The 25,781-nt window shown below is 54.8% G+C and carries 27 protein-coding genes; 9 read left to right on the top strand and 18 right to left on the bottom strand.

The annotated features are described in order from the left end of the window. Positions 1 to 71: 71 nt before the first annotated feature. The 7 genes from phoQ to rluE form a co-directional block, all read right to left on the bottom strand. Positions 72 to 1,535 (bottom strand): two-component system sensor histidine kinase PhoQ, encoded by a 1,464-nt coding sequence (phoQ, locus tag ES815_RS18480; protein WP_142489113.1) that lies wholly within the window; start codon positions 1,533 to 1,535, stop codon positions 72 to 74. After that, a complete protein-coding gene (phoP, locus tag ES815_RS18485; protein WP_032617646.1) occupies positions 1,536 to 2,207 on the bottom strand; it encodes a two-component system response regulator PhoP in 672 nt (223 codons plus the stop codon). Positions 2,208 to 2,330: 123 nt separating this feature from the next. Further along, entirely contained in the window at positions 2,331 to 3,701 is a 1,371-nt protein-coding gene (gene purB, locus ES815_RS18490; RefSeq protein WP_142489114.1) for an adenylosuccinate lyase, read from the bottom strand. 19 nt (positions 3,702 to 3,720) lie between these two features. Then, on the bottom strand, positions 3,721 to 4,350 hold the full coding sequence (gene hflD, locus ES815_RS18495; RefSeq protein WP_142489115.1) for a high frequency lysogenization protein HflD: 630 nt from the start codon (positions 4,348 to 4,350) through the stop codon (positions 3,721 to 3,723). Between the two features lie 27 nt (positions 4,351 to 4,377). After that, complete coding sequence (mnmA, locus tag ES815_RS18500; RefSeq protein WP_142489116.1) at positions 4,378 to 5,487, bottom strand: tRNA 2-thiouridine(34) synthase MnmA; 1,110 nt, start codon at positions 5,485 to 5,487, stop codon at positions 4,378 to 4,380. Between the two features lie 41 nt (positions 5,488 to 5,528). Continuing rightward, a complete protein-coding gene (locus ES815_RS18505) occupies positions 5,529 to 6,002 on the bottom strand; it encodes an NUDIX hydrolase (protein ID WP_142489117.1) in 474 nt (157 codons plus the stop codon). Then, positions 5,995 to 6,666 (bottom strand): 23S rRNA pseudouridine(2457) synthase RluE, encoded by a 672-nt coding sequence (rluE, locus tag ES815_RS18510; protein ID WP_142489118.1) that lies wholly within the window; start codon positions 6,664 to 6,666, stop codon positions 5,995 to 5,997. The genes ES815_RS18505 and rluE overlap by 8 nt, the downstream gene beginning before the upstream one ends. Before the next feature lie 117 nt (positions 6,667 to 6,783). On the opposite strand from rluE, the gene icd reads away from it, so the two are divergent. After that, positions 6,784 to 8,034 (top strand): NADP-dependent isocitrate dehydrogenase, encoded by a 1,251-nt coding sequence (gene icd / locus ES815_RS18515; RefSeq protein WP_142489119.1) that lies wholly within the window; start codon positions 6,784 to 6,786, stop codon positions 8,032 to 8,034. A gap of 46 nt (positions 8,035 to 8,080) precedes the next feature. Here icd and ES815_RS18520 read toward each other — a convergent pair whose 3' ends face one another. Next, complete coding sequence (locus ES815_RS18520; RefSeq protein ID WP_260609628.1) at positions 8,081 to 9,976, bottom strand: acyltransferase family protein; 1,896 nt, start codon at positions 9,974 to 9,976, stop codon at positions 8,081 to 8,083. A gap of 235 nt (positions 9,977 to 10,211) precedes the next feature. On the opposite strand from ES815_RS18520, the gene ES815_RS18525 reads away from it, so the two are divergent. Further along, complete coding sequence (locus tag ES815_RS18525) at positions 10,212 to 10,475, top strand: hypothetical protein (RefSeq protein WP_142489121.1); 264 nt, start codon at positions 10,212 to 10,214, stop codon at positions 10,473 to 10,475. Between the two features lie 35 nt (positions 10,476 to 10,510). Here the strand turns inward: ES815_RS18525 and yncL are convergent, their stop codons facing one another. Next, positions 10,511 to 10,603: a stress response membrane protein YncL gene (gene yncL, locus ES815_RS18530; protein WP_142489122.1), complete on the bottom strand. Its 93-nt coding sequence runs from the start codon at positions 10,601 to 10,603 to the stop codon at positions 10,511 to 10,513. A gap of 364 nt (positions 10,604 to 10,967) precedes the next feature. Between yncL and ES815_RS18535 the strand changes: the two genes are divergently transcribed. Then, positions 10,968 to 11,216, top strand: coding sequence for a GlsB/YeaQ/YmgE family stress response membrane protein (locus ES815_RS18535; RefSeq protein ID WP_106993575.1), 249 nt, complete (start codon positions 10,968 to 10,970; stop codon positions 11,214 to 11,216). A 127-nt stretch (positions 11,217 to 11,343) separates the two neighbouring features. On the opposite strand, the gene ES815_RS18545 is transcribed toward ES815_RS18535, so the two are convergent. Both ES815_RS18545 and ES815_RS18550 read right to left on the bottom strand, forming a co-directional pair. After that, positions 11,344 to 11,442 (bottom strand): YoaK family small membrane protein, encoded by a 99-nt coding sequence (locus ES815_RS18545; protein WP_032617670.1) that lies wholly within the window; start codon positions 11,440 to 11,442, stop codon positions 11,344 to 11,346. A 44-nt stretch (positions 11,443 to 11,486) separates the two neighbouring features. Continuing rightward, complete coding sequence (locus ES815_RS18550) at positions 11,487 to 12,515, bottom strand: sensor domain-containing diguanylate cyclase (protein ID WP_142489123.1); 1,029 nt, start codon at positions 12,513 to 12,515, stop codon at positions 11,487 to 11,489. A gap of 353 nt (positions 12,516 to 12,868) precedes the next feature. Between ES815_RS18550 and ES815_RS18555 the strand changes: the two genes are divergently transcribed. Further along, positions 12,869 to 13,174 carry a hypothetical protein gene (locus tag ES815_RS18555; protein WP_142489124.1) on the top strand — a complete coding sequence of 102 codons (306 nt, stop codon included), beginning with the start codon at positions 12,869 to 12,871 and terminating at the stop codon, positions 13,172 to 13,174. 1 nt (position 13,175) lies between these two features. Here the strand turns inward: ES815_RS18555 and ES815_RS18560 are convergent, their stop codons facing one another. After that, on the bottom strand, positions 13,176 to 13,520 hold the full coding sequence (locus ES815_RS18560) for a DUF488 domain-containing protein (protein ID WP_142489125.1): 345 nt from the start codon (positions 13,518 to 13,520) through the stop codon (positions 13,176 to 13,178). 147 nt (positions 13,521 to 13,667) lie between these two features. Here ES815_RS18560 and ES815_RS18565 point away from each other — a divergent pair, with 147 nt between their 5' ends. Then, positions 13,668 to 14,378: a CTP synthase gene (locus ES815_RS18565; RefSeq protein ID WP_142489126.1), complete on the top strand. Its 711-nt coding sequence runs from the start codon at positions 13,668 to 13,670 to the stop codon at positions 14,376 to 14,378. A gap of 8 nt (positions 14,379 to 14,386) precedes the next feature. Here the strand turns inward: ES815_RS18565 and ES815_RS18570 are convergent, their stop codons facing one another. After that, complete coding sequence (locus ES815_RS18570; protein ID WP_142489127.1) at positions 14,387 to 15,574, bottom strand: CynX/NimT family MFS transporter; 1,188 nt, start codon at positions 15,572 to 15,574, stop codon at positions 14,387 to 14,389. Positions 15,575 to 15,673: 99 nt separating this feature from the next. Between ES815_RS18570 and ES815_RS18575 the strand changes: the two genes are divergently transcribed. Continuing rightward, positions 15,674 to 16,462: an AraC family transcriptional regulator gene (locus ES815_RS18575; RefSeq protein ID WP_142489128.1), complete on the top strand. Its 789-nt coding sequence runs from the start codon at positions 15,674 to 15,676 to the stop codon at positions 16,460 to 16,462. On the opposite strand, the gene ES815_RS18580 is transcribed toward ES815_RS18575, so the two are convergent. Next, a complete protein-coding gene (locus ES815_RS18580; RefSeq protein ID WP_142489129.1) occupies positions 16,446 to 16,892 on the bottom strand; it encodes a DUF441 domain-containing protein in 447 nt (148 codons plus the stop codon). The two genes, ES815_RS18575 and ES815_RS18580, sit on opposite strands and share 17 nt — an antisense overlap. 310 nt (positions 16,893 to 17,202) lie before the next feature. Here ES815_RS18580 and ES815_RS18585 point away from each other — a divergent pair, with 310 nt between their 5' ends. Beyond that, a complete protein-coding gene (locus ES815_RS18585) occupies positions 17,203 to 18,099 on the top strand; it encodes a diguanylate cyclase (RefSeq protein WP_142489130.1) in 897 nt (298 codons plus the stop codon). Positions 18,100 to 18,244: 145 nt separating this feature from the next. Here ES815_RS18585 and ES815_RS18590 read toward each other — a convergent pair whose 3' ends face one another. Beyond that, positions 18,245 to 19,531 carry a YeaH/YhbH family protein gene (locus ES815_RS18590; protein WP_142489131.1) on the bottom strand — a complete coding sequence of 429 codons (1,287 nt, stop codon included), beginning with the start codon at positions 19,529 to 19,531 and terminating at the stop codon, positions 18,245 to 18,247. A gap of 126 nt (positions 19,532 to 19,657) precedes the next feature. Further along, positions 19,658 to 21,592 carry a protein kinase YeaG gene (yeaG, locus tag ES815_RS18595; RefSeq protein ID WP_142489132.1) on the bottom strand — a complete coding sequence of 645 codons (1,935 nt, stop codon included), beginning with the start codon at positions 21,590 to 21,592 and terminating at the stop codon, positions 19,658 to 19,660. A 433-nt stretch (positions 21,593 to 22,025) separates the two neighbouring features. On the opposite strand from yeaG, the gene ES815_RS18600 reads away from it, so the two are divergent. Together ES815_RS18600 and ES815_RS18605 are read left to right on the top strand one after the other, a co-directional pair. Continuing rightward, positions 22,026 to 22,772: a MipA/OmpV family protein gene (locus ES815_RS18600; protein WP_142489133.1), complete on the top strand. Its 747-nt coding sequence runs from the start codon at positions 22,026 to 22,028 to the stop codon at positions 22,770 to 22,772. Positions 22,773 to 22,862: 90 nt separating this feature from the next. Next, the gene (locus ES815_RS18605; protein WP_142489134.1) at positions 22,863 to 23,717 is read left to right on the top strand and encodes an aldo/keto reductase; all 855 of its coding nucleotides are present in this window, start codon (positions 22,863 to 22,865) and stop codon (positions 23,715 to 23,717) included. Between the two features lie 46 nt (positions 23,718 to 23,763). Here the strand turns inward: ES815_RS18605 and ES815_RS18610 are convergent, their stop codons facing one another. Continuing rightward, a complete protein-coding gene (locus ES815_RS18610; protein ID WP_142489135.1) occupies positions 23,764 to 24,648 on the bottom strand; it encodes a D-hexose-6-phosphate mutarotase in 885 nt (294 codons plus the stop codon). Positions 24,649 to 24,724: 76 nt separating this feature from the next. Further along, the gene (gene gapA, locus ES815_RS18615; protein WP_032617687.1) at positions 24,725 to 25,720 is read right to left on the bottom strand and encodes a glyceraldehyde-3-phosphate dehydrogenase; all 996 of its coding nucleotides are present in this window, start codon (positions 25,718 to 25,720) and stop codon (positions 24,725 to 24,727) included. Positions 25,721 to 25,781: the final 61 nt, after the last annotated feature.

Here is a 25,781-nt window from a genome sequence, read left to right on the forward strand (position 1 = left end):
TTTACTGACTCGGATTATAACGGAAGCTCAGCGGCCTGCGTGCGAGAATCACGCTTTTTTCACCCGGAAGCTTAACTCTCGTCGCTTGTAAGGTGCTGACGGGCAAAAATCGCCTCCATGCGCGCGCCACCGAGCAGACTATCGCCGGTGTCGATCCGGCCGTCGTACTGCTCAACAATGTCGCGCGCAACGGAGAGGCCCACTCCCTGACCGGGGCGTAAGGTGTCGGCGCGCTGCCCGCGATCGAAGACCCGATCGCGTTTGCCCTGCGGGATCCCCGGGCCGTCGTCCTCAACGATAATGTGCAGCTCATTTTCACCCTGGCGGGCCGACACTTCGACGAACTCCAGGCAGTATTTACAGGCGTTATCGAGCAGATTGCCCATCACTTCCATAAAGTCGTTCTTTTCACCCACGAAGCTGATTTCAGGCGAGATATCGAGAGTGATGTTCACCCCTTTACGCTGATAAACCTTATTCAGGGCCGAAGTCAGGCTGTCCAACAGCGGGGCAACGGGGTGCAGCTCCCGGCTCAGCAGGGTGCTGCCGGTTCGCATGCTGGCGCGGTGCAGGTAGTAACCGATCTGCTGGGAAATTCGGCTGATCTGCTCCAGCATCACCGGTTCCGCCTCATCGGCGCTCAGCTTTGCGCTGCGTAAGGAGCGCATCGTGCTTTGCATCACCGCCAGCGGGGTTTTCAGACTGTGGGTCAGATCCGTCAGGGTGGTGCGGTATTTGTCGTAACGTTCACGCTCGCTTTTCAGCAACCGGTTCAGGTTCCGCACCAGGCTGGTAAGTTCGCGCGTGGTGTTAGGATTGAGCTTTTCCCGGTGATGCTCTTCCAGCTCGCGCACTTCCTTCGCCAGCGACTGAATGGGCCGCAGGCTCCACCAGGCGGCCAGCCACAGGAGGGGGATCACCAGCAGCAGGTTGGCGGCCAGCACGTACACGAACCAGTTCCACACCGTATAAGAGCGTTTCAGCTCTACCGGAATGGTGTCGATGACCACAATCGTCAGTTGCGGCATTTGCATGGTGGCGGGGTAGATATTGACCGCCACCGAGTGGGTCAGCTCGCTGTCGTCGTCGTCTTCGCGGATCTCGGCCAGCTCTTTCTGCATGTTGTGGTCGTTACCCACCAGCACGCTGGTGGCATCCACGTCCGCTTCCAGCTCGTGAAAGCCGTTGGATTTTAACCACTCAGGACGAATGCTTTTAATCAGCCAGGGCACATCACGCTGGGCCCACAGCAGCTTGCCTTTTTCATCATAAATCAGCGACATGGTTGGGCTCTGGCGATCCAGATGCTCCGGCATATCGATGGTAATTTTATTGTCTTGCCAGTTCGCAAGGGTATAGAACAGGTTGCTCTCCCCGCGCAGCAGACGGAAGGTGGTTTTGTCGAAGCTGACGCTGTAGCCCACCAGCGCCACCATCCCGTAGGCCAGCGACAGGACTAGCACCACTACCGCCGTGGCCAGCAGAAAACGAAACCGCAGCGACAGAGGCAGAAAGTGGCGAAAGAGTTTTTTCATTTAGCGTAATTCGAAAAGATAGCCCTGACCGCGCACGGTGGTAATAACATCCTCCGGGTACTGCGCCTGAATTTTCTTGCGCAGGCGCCCCATAAGGACATCGATAGTGTGGCTTTCGCGCAGCTCCGCGTCGGGATAGAGCTGGAGCATCAGGGAATCTTTGCTCACCACTTTGCCGCTGTTGCGGATCAGCGTCTCCATGATGGTGTATTCAAAGGCGGTGAGCTTGATCACCTCGTCATGAATAGCGAGTTCGCGGCGGGAGAGATCGACCTGAAACGGCGGAATGGAGATCACCTGCGAGGCCAGGCCGCTGTTGCGGCGCATCAACGCCTGCATGCGGGCGGCAACTTCTTCGATATGGAAGGGTTTGGTGACGTAGTCATCCGCCCCGGCGCTCAGCACTTCAACCTTATCCTGCCAGCCTTCGCGGGCGGTTAAGACCAGTACCGGCAAGGAGACATCGTGGCTGCGCCAGCGACGGATCAGCGACAGGCCATCTTCATCAGGCAGACCCAGGTCAACGATGGCGATATCGGGCAGGTGTTCATTGAGATAGTAGTCAGCTTCTTTTGCATCTTCGGCATCGTCCACCTGATGCCCCATTTCCTGAAGCTGGACCTTCAGGTGATGACGTAGCAACGCATTATCCTCAACAACCAGTACGCGCATCATCGCTTCTCCCTAATATGAATGGTCTGAATAGTTTAAGCTGATTATGTTGCGCCAGGGATAAACATTTCGTAAACCGGAGGGAAGGAACCCTCTTTCCGGGCGGAAAGAGGGCTTAAAGCGTTATTTCAGCTCATCAACCATCGCAATGGCGCGGCCGATGTAGTTGGCCGGGGTCATCGCTTTCAGGCGGGTTTTCTCGTCTTCTGGCAGTTCCAGACCGTCGATAAACTGCTTCATGCCTTCGGCGTCCACGCGCTTGCCGCGGGTCAGCTCTTTCAGTTTTTCGTACGGCTTTTCGATGCCGTAGCGGCGCATCACGGTCTGGATCGGCTCCGCCAGCACTTCCCAGTTGTGATCCAGCTCGTCAAGCAGACGCTCGCGGTTCACTTCCAGTTTGCTCACGCCCTTCAGGGTGGACTGATACGCAATCAGCGCGTAGCCAATGCCTACGCCGAGGTTACGCAGCACGGTGGAGTCGGTCAGGTCGCGCTGCCAGCGGGATACCGGCAGTTTGCTGGCCATATGCTGCAGCATGGCGTTCGCCAGACCCAGGTTGCCTTCGGAGTTTTCGAAGTCGATCGGGTTCACCTTGTGCGGCATGGTGGACGAGCCGATTTCACCGGCGATGGTCTTCTGCTTGAAGTGGTTCAGGGCGATGTAGCCCCACACATCACGGTCGAAGTCGATCAGGATGGTGTTGAAGCGCGCGATGCAGTCAAACAGCTCGGCGATGTAATCGTGCGGTTCGATCTGGGTGGTGTACGGGTTCCACTGAATGCCCAGAGAGGTGACAAACTCTTCGCTGAACTGGTGCCAGTCCACTTCCGGGTAAGCGGCGATGTGGGCGTTGTAGTTACCGACGGCACCGTTGATTTTGCCGAGGATCTCCACCTGCTCCAGCTGACGGTACTGACGCTCCATACGGTAGGCGACGTTAGCCATCTCTTTACCGATGGTGGACGGGGTCGCTGGCTGACCGTGGGTACGGGAGAGCAGCGGGATATCGCGATACTCTACCGCCAGGGCTTTCACCGCGTCGATGATTTTGCGCCAGTACGGCAGTACCACTTCCTCACGCGCGGTAGAGAGCATCAGAGCGTGGGAGAGGTTGTTAATATCTTCTGACGTGCAGGCGAAGTGAATGAATTCAGATACCGCGTGCAGCGCAGGAACGCTTGCCACTTTCTCTTTCAGGAAATACTCAACCGCTTTCACGTCGTGGTTAGTGGTGCGTTCGATAGTTTTAATGCGCGCGGCGTCTTCTTCGTTGAACTGCGCGACGATTGCATCAAGGTAATCGTTTGCCTGGCTGTCAAAAGCAGGAACTTCCGCGATCGCTGCCTGTGCGGCCAGCTTTTGCAGCCAGCGTACTTCAACCTGGACACGGAATTTCAGCAGACCATATTCGCTGAAGATCCCGCGCAGCGCGCTGACTTTATCGCCGTAGCGTCCATCGACAGGGGAAACGGCGGTCAGTGAGGATAATTCCATAATTCGCAACTCCGGGAGGTTAACAATGAGCAAGAATTTGTTTTGCCTGAGTCGTCAGGCGATTACGATAAAACATTAACTGCAGGCGGCCACCGCCGACCTGATGCCACAGCACCGCGGCACGAATACCGGCCAGCAGCGAGGCGCGCACTTTGGCCTGTACCTGCGGACTTTGCAGGACGGCAGGGGAGCCGGTGACCTGGATGCGCGGCCCCAGCGGACTGATGACATCCACATAAATGCCGGCCATGGCGCTGAGTAAGGTCTCTGACTGTAAATCGAAATGATCAAGTTGACGCTGCAGGCCCGAAATGCGATCGCCCAGGGTACCCATGGCTCCTTTGGCGGCGTTCAGTTTGCGCTCCAGCACCATCATGCTGAGGGTATAGCGCGTCAGTTCCGCATTCAGCCCCTGACGGCTGCTGGCATTTAACACACCGAGTAGGGTTTCCAGACCGAGGCGAAGATTCGCTTCGCTACCACCGAAGACGCCGAGCGTTGAACTGGGGTTCAGATCCACGACGCTGTTGAGCGAAACGTGCAGCGCGTCAGCGTCACAATGACCCTGATGTGCCAGCTGTTGCACCAGACGGGCAGACTGGCAAATTCCCGCCAGCGCCAGGGTGATGTCATAAAAGTTCTTCGCCACACTGGCTCCTTTCTGTGTGTAATCGCATTAAACCGCAGTCAGCGGCAGGCGTTGTTCGATAATACCGCCGCCGAGGCAGATCTCACCGCTGTAAAAAACAGCGGACTGGCCCGGGGTCACGGCGGAAACCGGCTCGTCAAAACGCACTTCGATGCGTTCGTCGTCCAGCGCGGTAATAGTGCAGGGGATATCGGTCTGACGATAACGGGTTTTCACCGTGCAGCGCAGCGTGCCTTTCAGCGGCTCGCGGGCGACCCAGTGCAGCTGCTGGGCAATCAGGCCGACGGACATCAGACGCGGATGGTCATGGCCCTGGGCCACAATCAGGATATTGTTTTCAACATCTTTATCGACGACATACCACGGATCTTCGCTACCCTCTTTGGTACCGCCGATCCCCAGCCCTTTACGCTGGCCTAAGGTGTGGTACATCAGCCCCTGGTGCTCGCCAATCACGTCGCCGTCAACGGTGACGATTTTGCCCGGCTGGGCAGGCAGGTAGCGACCAAGGAATTCACGGAATTTGCGCTCACCGATAAAGCAGATGCCGGTAGAGTCTTTTTTCTTCGCGGTGATCAGATCCAGCTCTTCAGCGATTTTACGCACTTCCGGTTTTTCCAGCTCGCCCACCGGGAACAGGCTCTGGGCAATCTGTTCGTGGCCGAGGGTATAAAGGAAGTAGCTCTGATCTTTGTTGCCGTCGAGACCGCGCAGCAGCTGGCTTTTGCCGTCAACGTCGGCGCGGCGCACGTAGTGACCGGTCGCGATATAGTCAGCACCCAGATCTTCAGCGGCGAATTCGAGGAAGGCTTTAAATTTGATCTCTTTGTTGCACAGAATATCCGGGTTCGGCGTGCGGCCGGCTTTGTATTCTTCCAGGAAATGCTCGAACACGTTATCCCAGTACTCTGCGGCAAAATTGACGGTATGCAGTTCAATGCCGAGCTTGTCGCAAACCGCCTGCGCATCAGCCAGATCCGCAGCAGCGGTGCAGTATTCCTCGCCATCGTCCTCTTCCCAGTTCTTCATGAACAGGCCTTCAACCTTATAGCCCTGTTGCAGCAACAGCCAGGCAGAGACGGAAGAATCGACGCCGCCGGACATGCCGACGATCACTTTTTTTTGGCTTTCAGACATTGGAATACTCACGACATTGAACTTCAAGGCGGCGTATTCTATCACGCGCCCCCGGCATTGACACCCTCTGTAAACGGCCAGTTAAATTCGCCGATCGTCTCCAGCGGCAGACGATTGCCGGTCAGGTAGCTGCGAATGCTCTCCGCAACCAGCGGCGAGCGCAGATTGGTGGCGGTCAGAATGGTGTCGGCATCCACCCACAGACAGCGATCGATATCGCTGTCGTGCGGCTCAGTGGCGCACGTTTCGCTAAGCTCAATGGCAAACAGGAAACGCAAAAACGGCGTTTTGTCCGGGGCTATCCACTGATGTAAGCGGATAAAGTGTTGCGGTTCGGCATGAATGCCCGTCTCTTCCCACAGCTCGCGCCGTGCGGCCTGCACCAGCGTCTCGTCGGCTTCGAGATGGCCAGCCGGCTGATTCCATAACGCTTTGCCGTTGATGGTCTCTTCCACCACTAAAAATTTGCCCTTGGCGTGCACAATCGTGGCGACCGTAACGTGCGGCTTAAACATGAGGTTCTCCTTGATCGGTAACGTCCCGCCACTCACCGTTGGCGAGAGAATCCAGCGTGTAACTGCCCATCGCGTAGCGAATCAGACGTAATGTCGGATGCCCGACATGCGCCGTCATGCGACGCACCTGGCGGTTGCGGCCTTCATAAAGGGTAACTTTGATCCACGAAACGGGTATCGATTTGCGCTCGCGGATCGGCGGATTGCGCGGCCAGAGCCACTCAGGCTCGCTGACCAGCTCAATGCCCGCGGGCAGGGTCGGGCCGTCGTTCAGCGTGACGCCGTGACGCAAGGCCGCCAGCGCCTCGTCATCCGGGACGCCCTCAACCTGCACGTAGTAGATTTTACCGGTGCGTTTTCCCGGCTGCGTGAGTTTTGCCTGCAACTCGCCGTCGTTGGTGAGCACCATCAGCCCTTCGCTGTCGCGATCGAGCCGGCCAGCAGCATAGACCCCCTGAATGGGGATAAAATCTTTCAAGGTGCTGCGCCCGGCTTCGTCGGTGAACTGCGGCAGGACATCGTAAGGTTTATTGAACAAAATGACGCGTGTTGGCGCACGTTGCTTGCGCGGCCTAGTCGCTTGTCGCGTGCTGAATCGTTCAACCCGGTGATTTCTAAAAGAAGTTTTCTGCATGGTATTTTCAGACGTTATCAATTGCCGCATTATAGCCTAATAACGAATGCCTTTCATGGCGCCAGACATTCAGGTACTATCGATGGGCTCATTACAAATTATTAACATAAGATCAGTAACAACCAGAAGCGCTCGAAGGAGAGGTTAATGGAAAGCAAAGTAGTTGTTCCGGCGGAAGGTAAAAAGATCACCCTGCAAGACGGTAAGCTGAACGTCCCACACAATCCGATTATCCCGTTCATCGAAGGTGACGGTATCGGTGTTGACGTAACCCCAGCTATGCTGAAAGTGGTGGATGCCGCTGTTGAGAAAGCCTATAAAGGCGAGCGTAAAATTTCCTGGATGGAAATTTACACCGGTGAAAAATCTACCCACGTTTATGGCCAGGACGTCTGGCTGCCAGCGGAGACGCTGGATCTGATCCGTGACTACCGCGTTGCCATCAAAGGCCCGCTGACCACCCCAGTCGGTGGCGGTATTCGCTCCCTGAACGTTGCTCTGCGTCAGGAACTTGACCTCTACGTCTGCCTGCGCCCGGTACGTTACTACCAGGGCACCCCAAGCCCGGTTAAACACCCTGAACTGACCGACATGGTTATCTTCCGTGAGAACTCCGAAGATATCTACGCGGGTATTGAGTGGAAAGCCGACTCTGCTGACGCACAGAAAGTAATCAAGTTCCTGCGCGAAGAGATGGGCGTGAAGAAAATTCGCTTCCCGGAACATTGCGGTATCGGTATCAAGCCGTGCTCCGAAGAAGGCACCAAGCGCCTGGTCCGTGCAGCGATTGAGTACGCGATCACCAACGACCGTGACTCTGTGACCATCGTTCACAAAGGCAACATCATGAAGTTCACCGAAGGTTCTTTCAAAGACTGGGGCTACCAGTTGGCGACGGAAGAGTTTGGTGGTGAGCTGATCGATGGCGGCCCATGGCAGAAAATCAAGAACCCGAACACCGGCAAAGAGATCATCATTAAAGATGTGATCGCCGATGCGTTCCTGCAGCAGATCCTGCTGCGTCCGGCTGAATACGACGTGATCGCCTGTATGAACCTGAACGGTGACTACATCTCCGACGCCCTGGCGGCGCAGGTTGGCGGTATCGGTATCGCACCAGGCGCGAACATCGGTGACGAGTGCGCGCTGTTCGAAGCGACTCACGGTACAGCACCGAAGTATGCAGGCCAGGACAAAGTGAACCCAGGCTCTATCATCCTGTCCGCAGAGATGATGTTGCGTCATATGGAGTGGTTCGAAGCCGCAGACCTGATCGTTAAAGGTATGGAAGGTGCGATTAACGCCAAAACCGTAACTTACGATTTCGAACGTCTGATGGAAGGCGCTAAGCTGCTGAAATGTTCAGAGTTTGGTGACGCGATCATCGAAAACATGTAATCCGGATTCCGGATTAGAGAAAAGGGAGCCTCACGGCTCCCTTTTTTTATTGAAATACCGTGCGGAACATCGGCACCAGTAACTTATTGCCATATTCGCTCAGGTGATCGTCATCGCGGTAAATCGGTAGGCCCGCTTTGCTGCCCGAACAGCGGCCGTCATGGCAGAGATAGGGCAACGGGTCGAGGATTTTTACCCCACACTGACGAGCGGCCTGATCCTGTGCTGCCCATACTGCGGCATTACGCTGATGATACGCCTCCAGGGAGATGAATATTTGTGGCACCGGTTGCCCAAACATCATGGCGCGTGACAGGGTTTTCGGCACGTTGTACATCATTTCTGGCACAGGCCGGGTAATATACACGGTTCTCGCCTGAGCATAAGTGCAGGCGGTTTTGACCAGCTGTGCACTGTAGTGTTTGATAAAGTCCGGGGTGATTGTCCGTTGCGGTTGATCGAAGTAGGCCAGCGGGATATGCATTTTATCTTTTATATTGTGCTCACCGAATGCATAGGCTGAGGTGCGGTTAATGATGATGAGCGGAATGTGCCTGTCGTACTTAACAATCTCCTGCGCAGCCCATTTGTTAAAACCATAGCAGTCTGCATCTTTGTTGTCCGGGTTTCGGTGGAGATCGTCAATGGTCGGACAGCTGACGTAGCTCCAGTCCAGAACGCCCTCATTGGGGTGCTTCAGCGCTTGTTGTACCGAGGTGATCATCGCGTCGGCATGGCTGTCCCCAATGACGATAGCTTTGATCGTTTCGCCGCCGAAAACGCAGGATGTCGAGGCGATGCCGGACAGGGTAAAACAGGCGTCCTGTCTGGGGTTCACATTCTCAGACTCTCGGGCAATCCTTTCAATGGCGGGATCAATGCGCTCGTCCACGTGCAGAAATCTGGCGCCGACCGCCATCAACCCGGTAAGAAGCAGCGCTGAGCCAAGCACGCACTGCTGCCGGTTGAACGTAAGCTTACCCAGCTCTCTGCGAGTCGGGATTTCGATCCAGCGTAAGGAGAGCTCGCCCAATAGCAGGCTGAATACTATCCCGGCGGCAATCCACAGCGGATTATCCTGCTGGCCGGAGTAAGTCAGCAGGACAACCAGCGGCCAGTGCCAGAGATAAACGGAATAAGAGCTGGCGCCCAGATGGCGCGTCAATGGATTAGCGGTGAGCCACGAATGTGAACGGTGCGCAGCCAGTACCAGCATTGTGCCCGCGACGGGTACCAGCGCCAGGTAACCCGGCCAGCGAAGAGTGGCGTCAAACATCACAATTGCCAGGATAATCAGGATAAAACCGAGCCCTTCCGCCAGCCTGGCCCAGGGACGGATCATCGGGCGCGTGCGGGTTATCCACCAGATCATTCCACCCGCCAGCATTTCCCAGATACGGGCGGGCAGCAGATAAAACGCTGCTCCAGGCCAGCGGCTGCTGGCATATATCGAGACCAGTAATGATGCCAGACCTATTGCCAGCAGGCAGACCTGCGCCCCACGATATCCCCACCAGCGCCACAGTACGATGCATCCAATCGGCAGCAAAATGTAGAATTGCCACTCTACCGACAGCGACCAGGTGTGCAGCAGCCAGGTCTCATGAGCGTCAGCCTCAAAATAGCTGGTTTGGCGCCAGAAGATGAGGTTCGAGATAAACAGCAGGGCGGCGGCGGCGTGGGCGGCGAGCGTATGATAATCGGCGGTGGGTAGCCAGAACCAGCCGGGGATGACCAGGCAGGCTAACAACATCATCAGCGCAGGAAGAATGCGTCGTGCCCGGGCGAGATAAAATTCCCATAATGAGAACCTGTTTTGCTCAAGCCCGTTGATAATGATGGCGGTCATTAAAAAACCGGAGATGACAAAAAACATGTCGACGCCGACAAAGCCACCCGCAAAACCAGGAACGTCAAAATGATAAAACATAACGGCCAGCACAGCCCATGCCCGGAGCCCGTTAATGTCATGGCGATACTGTTTAGAAGGAGAGGCGACCTTCCCTGAATGATAACTGGTAGGCATAACTCGTCAGTTCCAACAAACGAAGCGGAAAGGTGAAGAAGTATACGTATCAACCTCTTGGGGTTACAACCGTTCACTTCTCAACCAATGCGTGCAGCCCATTAATACTGATAATATGCTAGATTTCAATTACTTCAGAGGAGGAAAAACCATGATCGATGAGACTGATATTCGTCGCGTTGTAGCAGGTGAGATTTCCGAAGTAACGCCCTCAATCCTTGCAGAGCTTGCCACCGAACTGCTCTCCCTCCGTCAGGAGAACGCCCGGCTGAAACAGCTTCTCGCCCGGGAAGTGAAGCTCCCATGGACCAGCGCCAGTCCGGTGTGCGATATCGAAGCCGGATACGCCGCAGGGGTTACCGACAGCAAAGAGGCGATACGCCGCGCAGGGTTTTTGATCGAAGGGGATGATTAAAGCGAAGAACCCGGCGGGTGCCGGGCCTGCTCACATTAAAACCAGTTAAATTTGTCAGAAAGGATCAGTAACAAGGAACTGGCACAAACAAGGTTAATACAGACCACGAATCGACTGGAAACGTTCATGTTATCAAAACCATTCTGCTTATGAATGAATTGTGCTAATAAGCGTAATAGCAAATAGCGGAACGATCAAATCAGACGGGCAGGGCAAAAAAAAAGCCCACGTAACGTGGGCAAGTAATACTGGAAGCAATGTGAGCAATGTCGTACTGAATACCTGAGTGATTTGCTCAACTATTCAGTGTTGAGAAAGATAATATTTCTCATTAACGATTACAACCCCAATTTTTGTGCGGAACGTCGGTTAATCGCTTTTTTCTTAAATTTCTCTCGTGATGGCTATCACAAACTTGCAATTCTGAATCCTGTGCTAAGCTTTGTGTGTATTTGATTTGACGACAAAAACCATACAGAGAGGAAAGCAGCTATGGGAATCATATCCTGGATTATCTTTGGGCTTATCGCGGGTATTCTGGCTAAGTGGATCATGCCGGGCAAAGATGGCGGTGGATTCATCGTTACGGTCATACTGGGTATCATCGGCGCCGTGGTCGGCGGCTGGATCAGTACCCTCTTCGGTTTCGGCAGAGTTGATGGCTTCAACTTCGGCAGCTTTATGGTCGCGGTGGTTGGCGCACTGGTTGTGCTGTTTATCTACCGTAAAGTAAGAAGCTAAACCGACGCTTCAGACAAAAAGACCGCCGACAGTGGCGGTCTTTTTGCATCGGTCACCACCAGCCCAGCTGGCTACCCGCAACGGCCGCGATGGCGACAATCAGCATAATAATGGTCGTTTTTCTCACTTATCCCCCGGGCGCAGCGTAACCGCCGACAAAAAACCACGTTAAAAAGATGACCGCCGTGATGAAAATCACGATCGGGAACAGAATACCAAGCCGCATGTTACCACCTGTCCTGAAGTGCAAAACCCGTCGAGTGTACGGGGTTAATCAATATTGAGAAAGGGCGTTTTGAGTTTGCTTTTCTTATCGTTGTACATGGCGGCATCGGCTGCCCGCAGCGCGCCGTCAGCATCGAGTTCGGCAGGATCTACCTCAATCACGCCGAGACTGGCACCTGGATAGACGAGATGCACATCTCCCAGCCAGTATTCCCCGGCAATCTGTGCGCTCAGCTGCGTTTTCACTACGTTTAATGAGGTCTGCTCGCCGCTCTCCCGATCCTGGCAAAGACAGGCGACCAGAAATTCGTCCCCGCCAAGCCTGCCCACGATATCATCATCGTCCCGTCCGTCGTTCAGGCGCTTGCCCACCTCAATCAGAAACTGGTCGCCCGCCTCATGACCAAAGCGATCGTTGATTAGCTTGAAATCATCCAGATCGATATAGGCGATAATGGCGTTGCGGTTCAAATGGCGCGCCAGAGAGAAGAGGGTGGTGAGATTCTCAAAGATGGCGCGGCGGTTCGGCAGGCCGGTCAGGGCATCGGTATAAGAGTAAGCAATCAGCGCGGCGTTGGCTTCGCGCAGCTGCCTGACCAGCGACTCCTTCTCGATGTTCTGGGCGATAAGCCCGGCGAAAAGCTTTAAGACGTGCTCGCCGCGCTCGCTCAGTTGGTGCTTGCTGGAGCTGGCGGCGCACAGGGTGCCGTACAGGGAACCATCTGTAAGATGAATCGGTATGCTCATGTAGGTGGTAATACCCAGCGCTTTAGCCGCATCACAGTCACCCCAGTGCTCGGCCACGTTGTTGCTGAAGAAGCAGTCGGAATCGATCGCCCGCTTACACAGGGTCTCGCCCCAGGGAACGCTCAGCCCTTCCGGGATCTGCATCTGTTTGCTGTTTCGGGCATAAAGAATATGCTGCAGGCGGGCATTGATATCGACTTTGGTAAGGTAGGTCGACTCCATGTCGGTGACCACTTCAAGCATTTCGAGCAGCTGACGCACCAGGCTCTCAAGCGATTGCTCAGTGCTGAGCGTTTCTGAAACACGGGCAAGAATAATATCCGACATGGCGCTGCTCAACTCCCTACAGAAGACCTCTGTACCTGTCTGTTTTGCTGAAAGATTCGACTACGGGTAGTAGAACATGAATTGACGACATTTCATATATTCTGGCGTGGAACAGCAAATGTGGCGGGTAAAAAAATCCCCGGCGCGGGCCGGGGAAAAGTACATCTTGATTACGGAATGATGTTCTCTGGCCAATGTGAGAACAGAGCCACTCTAGCAACGAAACATGTCGGCATAATGAAGAAATCATGGAGAAAGGATCACCCCTTCCCCCTGGTGACAGGCTCTGATGGCTGAGATACACTTTGCACTAAGAATATTCTTATGTATTCCACAGCCAATTACGAGGAAGTATGTTTCAGTTAAATCCGGGCAGCCTGGCGATGATCATCGGCGCCCGTACGCCAGCAGGGCGTCGCAATATCGGCAAATCCGTTGAGTTATTCAGCCTCTGTCAGCCGGGCCAGCGTTTCCTGAACCCGGTTAACGGGGTGATGACAGAGCTGCCGCCAGGCGCAGAGCGCGCCCTGTGGCTGGTGACCGGCGATGTGTTTTCGTTTGATAACCAGAGCGGCTTTGCGTTTGTACGCCCGGAACACCTGATGCCGCTCACGCCTGAAGCGTCGCCGGAAACCCTCGACGCCCTGATGCTGGATTGATTTAGAGCTGACGCAGCCAGTCGGCTAACACCCGAGCGTGATTCTGCTGCCGGTCTTTCGCGCCATACAGCAGGGTCACGGTCTGCTTGTCTGCCAGGCGGGCAATCCGCAGTCCCTCATCCTGATGCAGAGCCAGCTCCTGACGATAGGCCTCGCTGAAGCTGGCGAAATCGATCGTCTCGCTGTGGAATGCCTTGCGCAAGTCGCTGGATGGGGCCAGGGTCTTACACCACTCATCGCAGGCTAACGCCTCCTTTTTCATCCCCCGCGGCCAGAGTCGGTCCACCAGGATCCGATAGCCATCCTCTTTACTGGCCTCGTCATACAGTCGTTTGCACTGAATCATGTTTTGCTCCTTTTCTCTGCCACGCCCTGTAGCTTCAACGCTAGCACATTCTGCCCACGTATTTTAAGGTGTTGTGATATCAACGAAAGATCGGTAGTCTGAGGCGCCTTATGTTATCTGATATTTGTCTGGCATAAGGATCACTCTATGGAACTCTCTGCGGTAAAAAATACCCTCCGAATTGCGCTGGTCGGCGACTACAATCCTGACGTTCTGGCTCACCAGGCGATCCCTCTGGCCATTGATGATGCCGCAGCGGTGCTGGAGGTTACGGCCGACTACGACTGGCTGGCGACGACTGAATTAACCAGCCCGGAAGACCTGGTCGGCTACGACGCTATCTGGCTGGTGCCGGCAAGCCCGTACAAAAATGCCGACGCCGCGTTTATTGCCGCACGCTACGCCCGCGAAAACAGCGTCCCGTTTCTTGGCACCTGCGGCGGCTTCCAGCATGCATTGATTGAATATGCCCGTAACGTCCTGGGCTGGCAGGATGCGGCCCACGCCGAGACGGATACCGAAGGCCGGATGGTGATTGCCCCGCTGACCTGCTCGCTGGTCGAGCAAAGCGACGCCATTGAACTGCGCGCCAATACCCTGATTGCCAGAGCCTATGGCCGGGAAGAGATCGAAGAGGGTTATCACTGCAATTACGGCGTCTCGCCTGAATTCGCGAAGGAACTGGAGAAGGGCGATATGCGCGTCACCGGCTGGGACGCGCAGGGTGAGATCCGTGCCGTAGAGCTGGTGACGCACCCGTTCTTTATCGCCACGCTGTTCCAGCATGAGCGCGCCGCCCTCGCAGGACGTCCGGCTCCGCTGGTGCAGGCTCTGCTTCGCGCAGCACTGAATTACTGAGTGCCGGCTTAGCCGGGCGTGATCTCCCGGTCACGCCCGGCCAGCATCCCACAGACGGCCATCACTACCGATACCAGCGCGCAGGCCAACAGCGGGATCCGCCAGTCGCCGTTGGCGTCGTGGATTTTGCCCATCAGCGGAGGTCCACAGGCGGCCAGAAGATAGCCCACCGACTGCGCCATCCCGGAAAGGGCCGCAGCCTGATGTGCCGAGCTGGCGCGCAGGCCAATAAACGTCAGGCCGAGGATCATCGTGGCCCCGGATCCAAAGCCAAAAATCAGCGTCCACATCACAGCCAGATCGGGCATAAACCATAGCCCTGCGCTGCTTACCGCACACATCATTGCCGCCAGCCCGGCCACCCCACGCTGATCTTTCAGCCGCAGCAGGATCAGCGGCACTGCAATGCCCGGCGCGGCGGTTGCCAGCTGTAACAGCCCGTGCAGGGATCCGGCTTCGGTTTCGCTATAACCGTGGCTCTGCAGGATCGCCGGCAGCCAGCCAATAATCACATAGTAGATAAGCGAGTTAATCCCCAGAAACAGCGTCACCTGCCAGGCCAACGCCGAGCGCCAGATACCCCGGCTATGTAGCGCCCGCGCGCCGCTCAGGGAGCCTGCAGGGCGCTGGCGCCACTGCGGTAACCACAGAAGCAACGCCAGCAGAGGGAATATCATCAGCATCAACAGCGCACCGTGCCAGCCTGCGCCGCTCAGGGCGACGGGCACCACCAGTGCAGAACCCAGCGCTGCCGCCGCCCCCATCGTCAGGGAGTACGCTCCGGTCAGTTTCGCCACCTGGCCGGGGAAATCGCGTTTGATCAGCCCCGGCAGCAGCACGTTACCCAGCGCAATACCGCAGCCAATCACCGCCGTGCCGCCAAACAGCAGTATGGCGGAGGGCAGGGAGCGCAGGGCAATTCCGGCGATAATTAATAACAGGGCGATAAAAAGGCTGCGCTCCATGCCAATGCGGCGGGCAAGACCGGCCGCCAGGGGCGAGATGAGCGCAAAGGCCAGCAGCGGGAGGGTCGTGAGCAACCCGGTCTGGGCGGTGGTCAGGTCATAATCCGTGCGGATGGCGTCCAGCAGCGGCGCGGCGCCGGTAAAGGTCACCCGCAGCGAGGTGGCGATCATCAGGATGCCGGCGATCAGCAGCGCCCGCTGTTTGCCGGTAGTCGAAAGGGCTATGGTCATTGTTATCTCTTACCTCGAATTGAGGCTAAAGGATACGCATTTTCAGGAAGGTTGAAATCAAGCTAAAATGACAGATTATCGCTAACATCGGACAACATAATGCCTGGACTCGGTCTTGAAGGTTACGATCCCGACAGTCAGCATGACCCAGCGGTGGCATTTCACGTGCGGGTGGTGGCAGATGAGCAGCGTATCGAGGAACATCAACACCGCAAGGGGCAGTTGATCCTCGCCCTGCACGGCGCGATCACCTGCGAAGTGGAGAATGCCATGTGGATGGTGCCCCCTCAGTATGCGGTCTGGGTCCCCGGACAGCTGCCGCACAGCAATAAGGCCACACCCAGCGCCCGGCTCTGTTTTTTGTTTATCGAGCCCGGGGCTGTATCGCTGCCGGATCGTTGCTGCACGCTAAAAATTTCACCGCTGGTACGGGAGTTGATCCTGACCCTGGCAGCGCGCAGCCCAGGACAACAGGATCCTGCCACCCGACGGCTGGTTGAGGTGCTGTTTGATGAACTGCCCCGCCAGCCCGAGGAGCAGCTGCAGCTCCCGGTCTCCTCGCATCCTAAAATTCGTCTGATGAGTGACACCATGGCCGCCTCCCCGGCGGAATGGCAGACGCTACACCAGTGGGCGCACCATTTTGCAATGAGCGAGCGCAACCTTGCCCGGCTGGTGGTCAGTGAAACCGGGCTCAACTTTCGCCGCTGGCGGCATCAGCTTCAGCTGATCGTGGCCCTGCAGGGATTGATCCGCGGCCAGTCGGTGCAGCAGGTGGCCCATGCTCTGGGTTATGACTCCACCACGGCGTTTATCACCATGTTCAAAAAGGGGCTGGGGCAGACTCCGGCGCGGTATATCGCCAGCCTGGCTACGACTTACCGATAAACAGCGATACCAGCCCGGCGGCAATCAGCGGGCCGACCGGCACGCCGCGGAACAGCGCCACCCCCAGCACCGTGCCCACCAGCAGTCCGGCCACCAGCGTGGGCTGGGAGCTCATCAGCGTGACGCCGCGCCCGCCCAGCCACGACACAAACACGCCCACGGCGATGGCAATCAAGGATTTCCAGTTCATGAAGGCGTGGATCAGCGTTGAGGCTGGCAGAGTGCCGCTGGCAATCGGCGCCATCACGCCGATGGTGAGGATAATAATCCCGACGGTCAGACCTTGCTTTTCAATCCACGGGAAAAAACCGCTCAATGGCGTCACCCGGACGATGATCAGCACCAGAATTGAAATTGCTACCGTGGTGTTGTGGCTGACAAAGCCCAGCGCCGCCAGGCCCAGAAGAATGAGCAGAGTAGGGTCGAACATGTTGTATTCCTTGCCAAAATAAAAAAGTAAGCCTGCTTACTTTACCCGCTCGCAGGTAGGTAAAAAGCGTTTTTAACAAAAAATATTCTGATTTGGGCTATTGCCTGAAAGGGGATGACGGGACGCTGCGGCCCCGCTTTTTCCACGATAAACAGGTTTTATTTCGTCGACATTTTTTAAAGATAATTGGAAACAATCATTCCGTAGATTTATTAGTAGGCGTCTATATAATATTTTAATTCGCTGACATTTTTTGAGATTTAATCAATTATGATTTTTGTTGTTATTAATCTGTTACTCTGGAGTTTCTGTGAACAGAAAGTTTAAAGAGATTGACGAAACCGTACGCGGTCTGAACCAGTCAACGGATGCACATTTCAAATGGTTAGTAAAACTTTTGCGTTTTATCGACAGTCGTAATGTAGATTTACCGGAAGTTTCCAGTGAGGAAGCTCATCTGCATTGCGAGTTTGGTCACTGGCTTAATACCCGGTTACTGGAAGAGCGAGAAGACACAAACTTTTTACTGGATATTAACAAAAAACATATTCATGTTCATCAGGCTTGCCGGCGTTTAATTTCTGCTATTGAACAGCAGCGTCAGCGTAATGAGGATTTTGATCTCTTCGAACAATCGTTGCTGGCGTTCACCGATGCCCTGACCCTCTATAAAGTACACCTGCTGCAGCTGCGTACCAGCTATGACGCCCTGACAGGCCTGCCGCTGCGCCGCATCCTCGATGAGTCGTTCGGCAGCATGAATAAAGAGCTGGGCGCCAGTGGCCTCTATTTATTATTACTGGATATCGATCACTTTAAAAAAGTGAATGATAATTACGGTCATCTGAACGGGGATATTGTTTTGCGTTCACTGGCCCTGAATATCAGTAATAATATCCGGCGCTCTGAGTCGATGTATCGTTATGGAGGAGAAGAGTTTATTGTTTTACTCCATGCCACCCACGACGATGAAGCGGTCATTATTGCCGAGCGCCTGCGCCGCGACATTGCCCGGCTGGAAACCATTGCCGGTGAGCACATTATTCGTATTACTTTTACCGGTGGATTAACGCGTATTCATCAGGGGGAGGTGCTTCGGGAAGTACTGGAGCGGGCGGATATCGCGTTATATACCGGCAAAAAAAGCGGCCGTAATTGTACCCAGCTGATTAACCGGGAGCTCGAAACGCAGAAGTTTTGTGATTAACTAAAATACACCAGTTATTTTAAACTGGTGTATTTATTTCTGGGGCCAGACATTCATCCACATCCATTTCGGCATTATGACAATTTCCAACCCATTTCTGCTCCTCTCATTCTCTTTGACCGCCGGTCAGTGACCGGCGGTGGGGTTAGCTATTGCTGGTGGCAGATTGCTTGTGGAACAGCTCTCTGAATACCGGATAGATATCGTCCTGGTCGCGAATGTGCTGCATCGCGAAGTTATCAAACATGGATTGCAGATGTTCATACTCACGCCACAGCGTCTGGTGGGCGCGGCGGGTGATCTCGATATAGCTGTAGTAACGCACTACCGGAAGCAGTTTTTTCGCCAGAATTTCATGGCATAGCGGCGAATCATCCGCCCAGTTATCGCCATCCGACGCCTGCGCCGCATAGATGTTCCACTGCGCCGGGTCGTAGCGCTCCTTCACCACCTCATCCATCAGCTTCAGGGCGCTGGAAACAATGGTGCCGCCCGTCTCCTGCGAGTAGAAGAACTCATGTTCATCCACCTCTTTCGCCTGGGTGTGGTGGCGAATATAGACCACTTCCACGTTCTTATAGGTTCGGCTCAGGAACAGATAGAGCAGAATATAAAAGCGCTTGGCCATATCTTTGGTGGCCTGATCCATTGAGCCGGAGACGTCCATCAGGCAGAACATCACCGCCTGGCTGGAGGGTTCCGCACGTTTCTCGTAATTCTTGTAACGCAGGTCAAAGGTATCGATAAAGGGCACGCGCTCAATTTTGGCGCGCAGTTCGGCAATCTCTTTGCGCAAACGCTCCTCTTCCAGCAGCTGCGCGGGCTCGCTGTTGGTCACGCTATCCAGGCTGGCTTCAAGCTCGCGAAGCTCACGTTTTTTTCCCGCCGTCATGGCGGTGCGGCGCGCCAGCGAGTTCTGTAACGAACGCACCACGCTAATGTTGGCCGGCACGCCGTTGGCGGTAAAACCGGCCCGGTGCGTTTTATACTCATTCAACTGACGGTGCTGATTTTTCTTCAGATTCGGCAGGGCCAAATCCTCAAACAGCAGATCCAGATACTCATCCTTGGAGATCTGGAAGACAAACTCGTCCTGACCTTCCCCGTCCGGGCTGGCCTGGCCCTGACCACTGCCGCCTCCGCCGCCACCCCCGCCTTGCGGGCGTTCGATGCGGTCGTTCTGGATGAAATGGTCGTTACCGGGATGAACGCGATGGCGCAAACCGCCGCGTCCCTGATGGAACATCGGTTCGCTAATGTCGTCCGTCGGAATAGAAACGGACTCCCCACTGTCTACGTCGGTCACCGAACGCTTATTAATGGCCTCGGAGATCGACTGTTTGATTTGCGCTTTATAACGGCGCAAGAAGCGCTGGCGATTCACCGTGCTCTTGTTTTTACCGTTAAGACGCCGGTCAATAAACCAGGTCATATGCCCCCCGTACTGCATTTGCCAACTTTCAGTGCCCGTAAGTGCCGGATGGCGCTGACGCTTATCCGGCCTACGGAACATTGTAGTAGGCCCGGCAAGCAACGCGCCGCCGGGCTTTTCGGGCTATTAAGACGATTTACGCACGCGCAGGTACCATTCGCAGAGCAGGCGAACCTGTTTGCGGGTGTAACCTTTCTCCATCATGCGGTCGACAAAATCGTCGTGCTTTTTCTGCTCGTCGGTTGAGGTTTTGGCATTAAAGGAAATGACCGGCAACAGCTCCTCGGTATTGGAGAACATTTTCTTCTCAATAACCGTGCGCAGTTTTTCGTAGCTGGTCCAGTTCGGATTACGTCCGCTGAAGTTCGCTCTGGCGCGCAGCACAAAGTTGACGATCTCATTTCGGAAGTCTTTCGGATTACTGATCCCGGCGGGCTTCTCGATTTTTTCCAGTTCCGCATTCAGTGACTCGCGGTCAAACAGCTGGCCGGTATCCGGGTCACGATACTCCTGATCCTGGATCCAGAAGTCAGCATAGGTAACGTAGCGGTCAAAAATGTTCTGCCCGTACTCGGAGTAGGATTCCAGGTAGGCGGTCTGGATCTCTTTGCCAATGAACTCGGCGTATTTCGGGATCAGATAGCCTTTCAGGAACTCCAGATAACGTTCAGCCTGCTCCTGCGGGAACTGTTCACGCTCAATTTGCTGCTCCAGGACGTAGAACAGATGTACCGGGTTAGCGGCCACTTCAGCATGGTCAAAGTTGAACACGCGGGAGAGGATTTTGAACGCAAAGCGCGTGGAGAGACCGTTCATCCCTTCATCCACACCGGCGTAATCGCGATACTCTTGGTAGGACTTCGCTTTCGGGTCGGTATCTTTCAGGCTTTCACCGTCATAGACGCGCATTTTCGAGTAGATGCTGGAGTTTTCTGGTTCTTTCAGGCGCGACAGAATTGAGAAGCGCGACAGCGTTTCCAGGGTTCCCGGGGCGCATGGGGCGTGAACCAGCTCACTGTGGTTCAGCAGTTTTTCGTAAATCTTGATCTCTTCGGAGATCCGCAGGCAGTAAGGCACTTTGACGATATAAACACGGTCAAGGAAGGCCTCGTTGTTTTTGTTGTTTCGGAAGGTAACCCATTCCGATTCGTTGGAGTGCGCCAGAATAATGCCGTTAAACGGCAGGGCGGAGATCCCTTCCGTACCGTTGTAGTTACCCTCCTGGGTTGCGGTCAGCAGCGGATGCAGCACCTTAATCGGCGCTTTAAACATCTCGACGAACTCCATAATCCCCTGGTTGGCGCGGCACAGCGCACCGGAATAACCGTAAGCATCAGGATCGTTTTGCGCGTGGTTTTCCAGTTTACGGATGTCCACTTTACCTACCAGCGCAGAGATATCCTGGTTGTTCTCGTCACCCGGTTCGGTTTTAGCAATCGCAATCTGTTCCAGAATGGAAGGCCAGGCTTTCACCACGCGGAATTTGGTAATGTCGCCGCCAAATTCATGCAGGCGCTTCGCGGCCCACGGCGACATAATAGTGCCGAGATAGCGACGAGGAATGCCGTACTCTTTATCCAGAATCTGCGCATCTTCCTGCGGGTTAAACAGGCACAGCGGATGGTCGTTGACCGGGCTGCGTTCGCCGTTGGCGCTGAGCACGTAAATCGGTACACGCTGCATCAACGCTTTCAGCCGTTCAGCCAGCGAGGATTTACCACCGCCGACGGGACCCAGCAGATACAGGATCTGTTTCTTCTCTTCCAGACCCTGAGCAGCGTGCTTCAGGTAGGAAACAATCTGCTCGATGGCATCTTCCATGCCGTAAAATTCTTCAAACGCAGGATATCGGGCGACGACCCGATTCGAAAACAGACGGGAAAGCCGTGGCTCCTGGGCAGTATCAACCATATTCGGCTCACCAATAGCCATCAATAGTCGTTCTGCCGCATTGGCATAGGCACTGCGATCTTGCCGACAAATGGTAAGAAACTCCTGCAGTGTGAACTCTTCGTCCTTGGCAGCTTCATAGCGCTGGCGATAGTGATCGAATATATTCATGGCATGCCGTCCTTTCGTTTTTTAGCACAGGAAAAGAGCCGTTCATATGAATAGTAGAGGCTCCCGGAAGCGGGATCCGTTGCACCTCACTGCCAGAGCAGCAACCCGTGTGCCAGGTCGGGCGCTAAAACCGCGGGGTGATTCGGTATTCAGCTTCTTAAAATTAAGCGTAGATGGCATTTGCAAAACTTGCCTGCACGCAAAATCTAATTTCAATGACATATCAATAACTCATCCAGAAATTCAGCCAAATCCTGTCAGACAAAGAGACTTCCTTCACTGAACGGTAATCTGGCTGACAGCGTTCCGTCATTTGCCGCAAACAAAATAATGGGTTAATCAAATTGATTAGCTGACAAAAAATTTTGAGAAATGGGGGGAATGACGGTTACACTTCACCCGCTGATTATTTGACTACAGGAAAGAATGGATTGTGACCAAACTCAAACTTCTGGCACTGGGGATTATCGTTGCCACCTCAGTGAGTACAGCATACGCGGAAAATCAGTGGTCAGTTGGTGCTGGTGTCGGCGTAATCAATAGCCCTTATAAACAATATGACCGTGATTTCTATCCGGTTCCGGTTGTCACTTATGAAGGGGATAATTTCTGGTTCCGCGGGCTGGGCGGTGGCTACTATCTTTGGAACGACCAGACCGACAAACTCTCCGTCATGGCCTACTACGACCCAACGCACTTCAAGCCAGGCGATAGCGACAACTACCAGCTTCGTCAGCTCGATAAACGTAAGAGCACCATGATGGCGGGGGTTTCCTGGGTCCATAACACCGAATACGGTTTCCTGCGCACCGCCCTGGCTGGCGATACGCTTGATAACAGTAATGGCTATATCTGGGATCTGGCGTGGTTGTACCGTTACACCAATGGCGGGCTGACGCTGACTCCGGGCATCGGTCTGGAATACCACAGCGAAAACTACAACGACTACTATTATGGCGTGTCCCATAAAGAGTCCCGTCGCAGCGGCCTGAACAGCTATGACGCAGATGATGGCTGGAACCCGTACCTGGAACTGACTGCCAGCTATAAATTTGCTCCTGACTGGAACGTCTACGCCACGGGGCGTTATAACCGCCTGAGCGACGAAGTGAAGGACAGTCCGATGGTCGATAAGTCCTGGACGGGGCTGATGTCGGTGGGTCTGACCTGGAGTTTCTGATTGTGCATTTTTACTGTGCAATTTGTGCATCACAACGGGGCTCTTGAGCCCCGTTTGTTTTAGGGTGGTGCAGATAAACAGGAGAATGTGATGAGCGAAAAAACCGTTAACTTTGGCAACAACATCGTCCTTCCGGCCATTGGCCAGGGTACCTGGTACATGGGCGAAAAAGCGAGCCAGCGCCGCCAGGAAGTGGACGCCCTGCGGGCTGGCATTGAGCGCGGGCTGACGCTGATTGATACCGCCGAGATGTATGCCGACGGCGGCGCGGAAAAGGTGGTCGGCGAGGCGATCAAAGGCCTGCGCGACGAGGTGTTTCTGGTCTCCAAAGTCTACCCGTGGAATGCCGGAGGGCACAAAGGGATAGCCGCCTGCGAAGCCAGCCTGCGCCGTCTCGGCACCGAGTATATTGACCTTTATCTGCTGCACTGGCGCGGGAATTACGCCCTGGATGAGACCGTCCGACTAATGGAGACGCTGCAACAGCAGGGGAAAATTGGCCGCTGGGGCGTCTCGAACCTCGACTATGCGGATATGCAGGAGCTTTGGCAGGTGCCAGGCGGACAGGCCTGCGCGGCCAATCAGGTGCTGTACCATCTGGCCTCGCGCGGTATCGAATATGACCTGCTGCCATGGTGTCAGCAGCAGTCGATGCCGGTGATGGCCTATTGCCCGCTGGCGCAGGCCGGGCGGCTACGCTCAGGGCTGTTCAATCATCCGGTAGTGAATGCGATAGCGCAGGAGTACCAGATCACGGCGGCGCAGGTTCTGCTGGCGTGGGTGATAAGTCATCGCGGGGTCGTGGCTATCCCGAAAGCGTCATCCATTAAGCATGTGGAAGAGAATGCGGGCGCGCTGGGCATTTCGCTCTCTGCGGAGGCGTTAAAGCAGCTGGATGCGGCCTTCCCGGCGCCTGAACAGAAAACGGCGTTAGACATGGTGTGAAGTGAGCGTAATGCCCTCTCAACATGGAGAGGGCAAGGGTAGGGGATTAACGCTTCACAATGTGAATCGTCTGTCCCAGACGGGAAGGTTTCTCTTCCGTCGCGGTTTGCGGTTCGCTGACGCAGGCGGTTTCCACGCAAACAAAGGTCTTATATCCGTCGTCCGGAACGTCGCCCATGCTCACTGACAGCGCCGGGCCCGGGTTCCAGCCCACCACGTTGCTGTGATGATGATGGATCACTTCAATCGCGCGATTCAGCACGGTATCTTCAATGACGCTGCAGGCTTCCGGGTTCAGGTAGACGCGGTCAGTACGATCCGGGAATGTCTGTGAGCCGTCGTTGAGTTTGCCCTCTTTCGCATTATCCACTTTGTCGATAAAGCTATCGCCGAGGCCGTTCACCGTTACGGCAGCGATATCGCCGACGTTGAAGTAGGTGTGCAGGGCAGAGGTGGTCTCAAATTCACCGTGCGCTTCCAGCTCGATCTCGCAGGTTTTACCTAACTTGAAGCGGGCGTACAGGGTGAAGTCGTGCGGCCACAGTTTGCGGGTCTCGTCGTCGCTTTGCAGTTCAAAGGTCAGCACCACGCCGGATTCATCTTCGTTATGGGCTTTCAGCGTCCACGGCAGGTTGCGGGCAAAACCGTGCGACGGCAGGCCCTGTTCGGTAGCCGGGCCAAACCACGGCCAGCAGATTGGTACGCCGCCGCGGATTGCCGCCCCTTTTTTAAAGGAGGTGATGTCGCTCAGCCACAACGCTTCCACTTCACCTTCTGGCTGCCAGGAGAGCAGATGCGCGCCCTGGAGGGCGACAGAAGCCTTAACCTGCGGATGTTCAATCACGATGACTTCGACATCATCAATCTGACGGCGGGAAAGCACAGGGGTAAGTTGTTCGACTACCGGAAGTGCAAAAATTGTTTTAATCATTACGCAATCCTCTGTCTCTAATGCCATAAAAAAAGGCGACCGAGGTCGCCTTTTTGGATCAGTTTCTCATCTCAACTTATTTGGAGATGTGAGCGATCAGGTCCAGAACTTTGTTAGAGTAACCGGTTTCGTTGTCGTACCAGGAAACCAGTTTCACGAAGTTGTCGTTCAGTGCGATACCTGCTTTAGCATCGAACACGGAAGTGCACACTTCGCCGTTGAAATCGGTAGAAACAACGTCGTCTTCGGTGTAACCCAGAACGCCTTTCATTGCGCCTTCAGAAGCCGCTTTGATTGCTTTCTTGATTTCTTCGTAGCTTGCTGCTTTTTCCAGACGAACGGTCAGGTCAACAACAGATACGTTAGGAGTAGGAACACGGAACGCCATACCAGTCAGTTTGCCGTTCAGCTCTGGCAGAACTACGCCAACTGCTTTAGCAGCACCGGTAGAAGAAGGGATGATGTTCTGAGCTGCGCCGCGGCCGCCGCGCCAGTCTTTATGAGACGGGCCATCAACAGTTTTCTGAGTAGCGGTGGTAGCGTGAACGGTGGTCATCAGGCCTTCAACGATACCGAAGTTGTCGTTGATAACTTTAGCCAGTGGCGCCAGGCAGTTGGTGGTGCAGGATGCGTTAGAAACGATGTCCTGGCCAGCATACTTCTCGAAGTTAGCGCCTTTAACGAACATTGGGGTGTTGTCTTTAGAAGGACCAGTCAGAACAACTTTTTTGGCGCCAGCAGTGATGTGCTTACGCGCAGTTTCGTCGGTCAGGAAGATACCGGTTGCTTCAGCAACAACGTCAACACCGATTTCGTTCCACTTCAGGTTAGCTGGATCTTTTTCAGCAGTAACACGGATGGTTTTGCCGTTGACAACCAGGTGGCCGTCTTTCACTTCAACGGTGCCGTTGAAACGACCGTGAGTTGAGTCGTACTTCAGCATGTACGCCATGTATTCAGCGTCTAACAGATCGTTGATACCAACGATTTCGATGTCAGAACGTTCCTGAGCAGCACGGAAAACAATACGGCCGATACGGCCAAAACCGTTGATACCTACTTTGATAGTCATATATTCCACCAGCTATTTGTTAGTGAATAAAAGGTTGCGTGTAAAATTACAAAAACCTTAC

Origin of the sequence: Leclercia adecarboxylata, from assembly GCF_006874705.1 — a bacterium.
Classification (GTDB): domain Bacteria; phylum Pseudomonadota; class Gammaproteobacteria; order Enterobacterales; family Enterobacteriaceae; genus Enterobacter; species Enterobacter adecarboxylatus_C.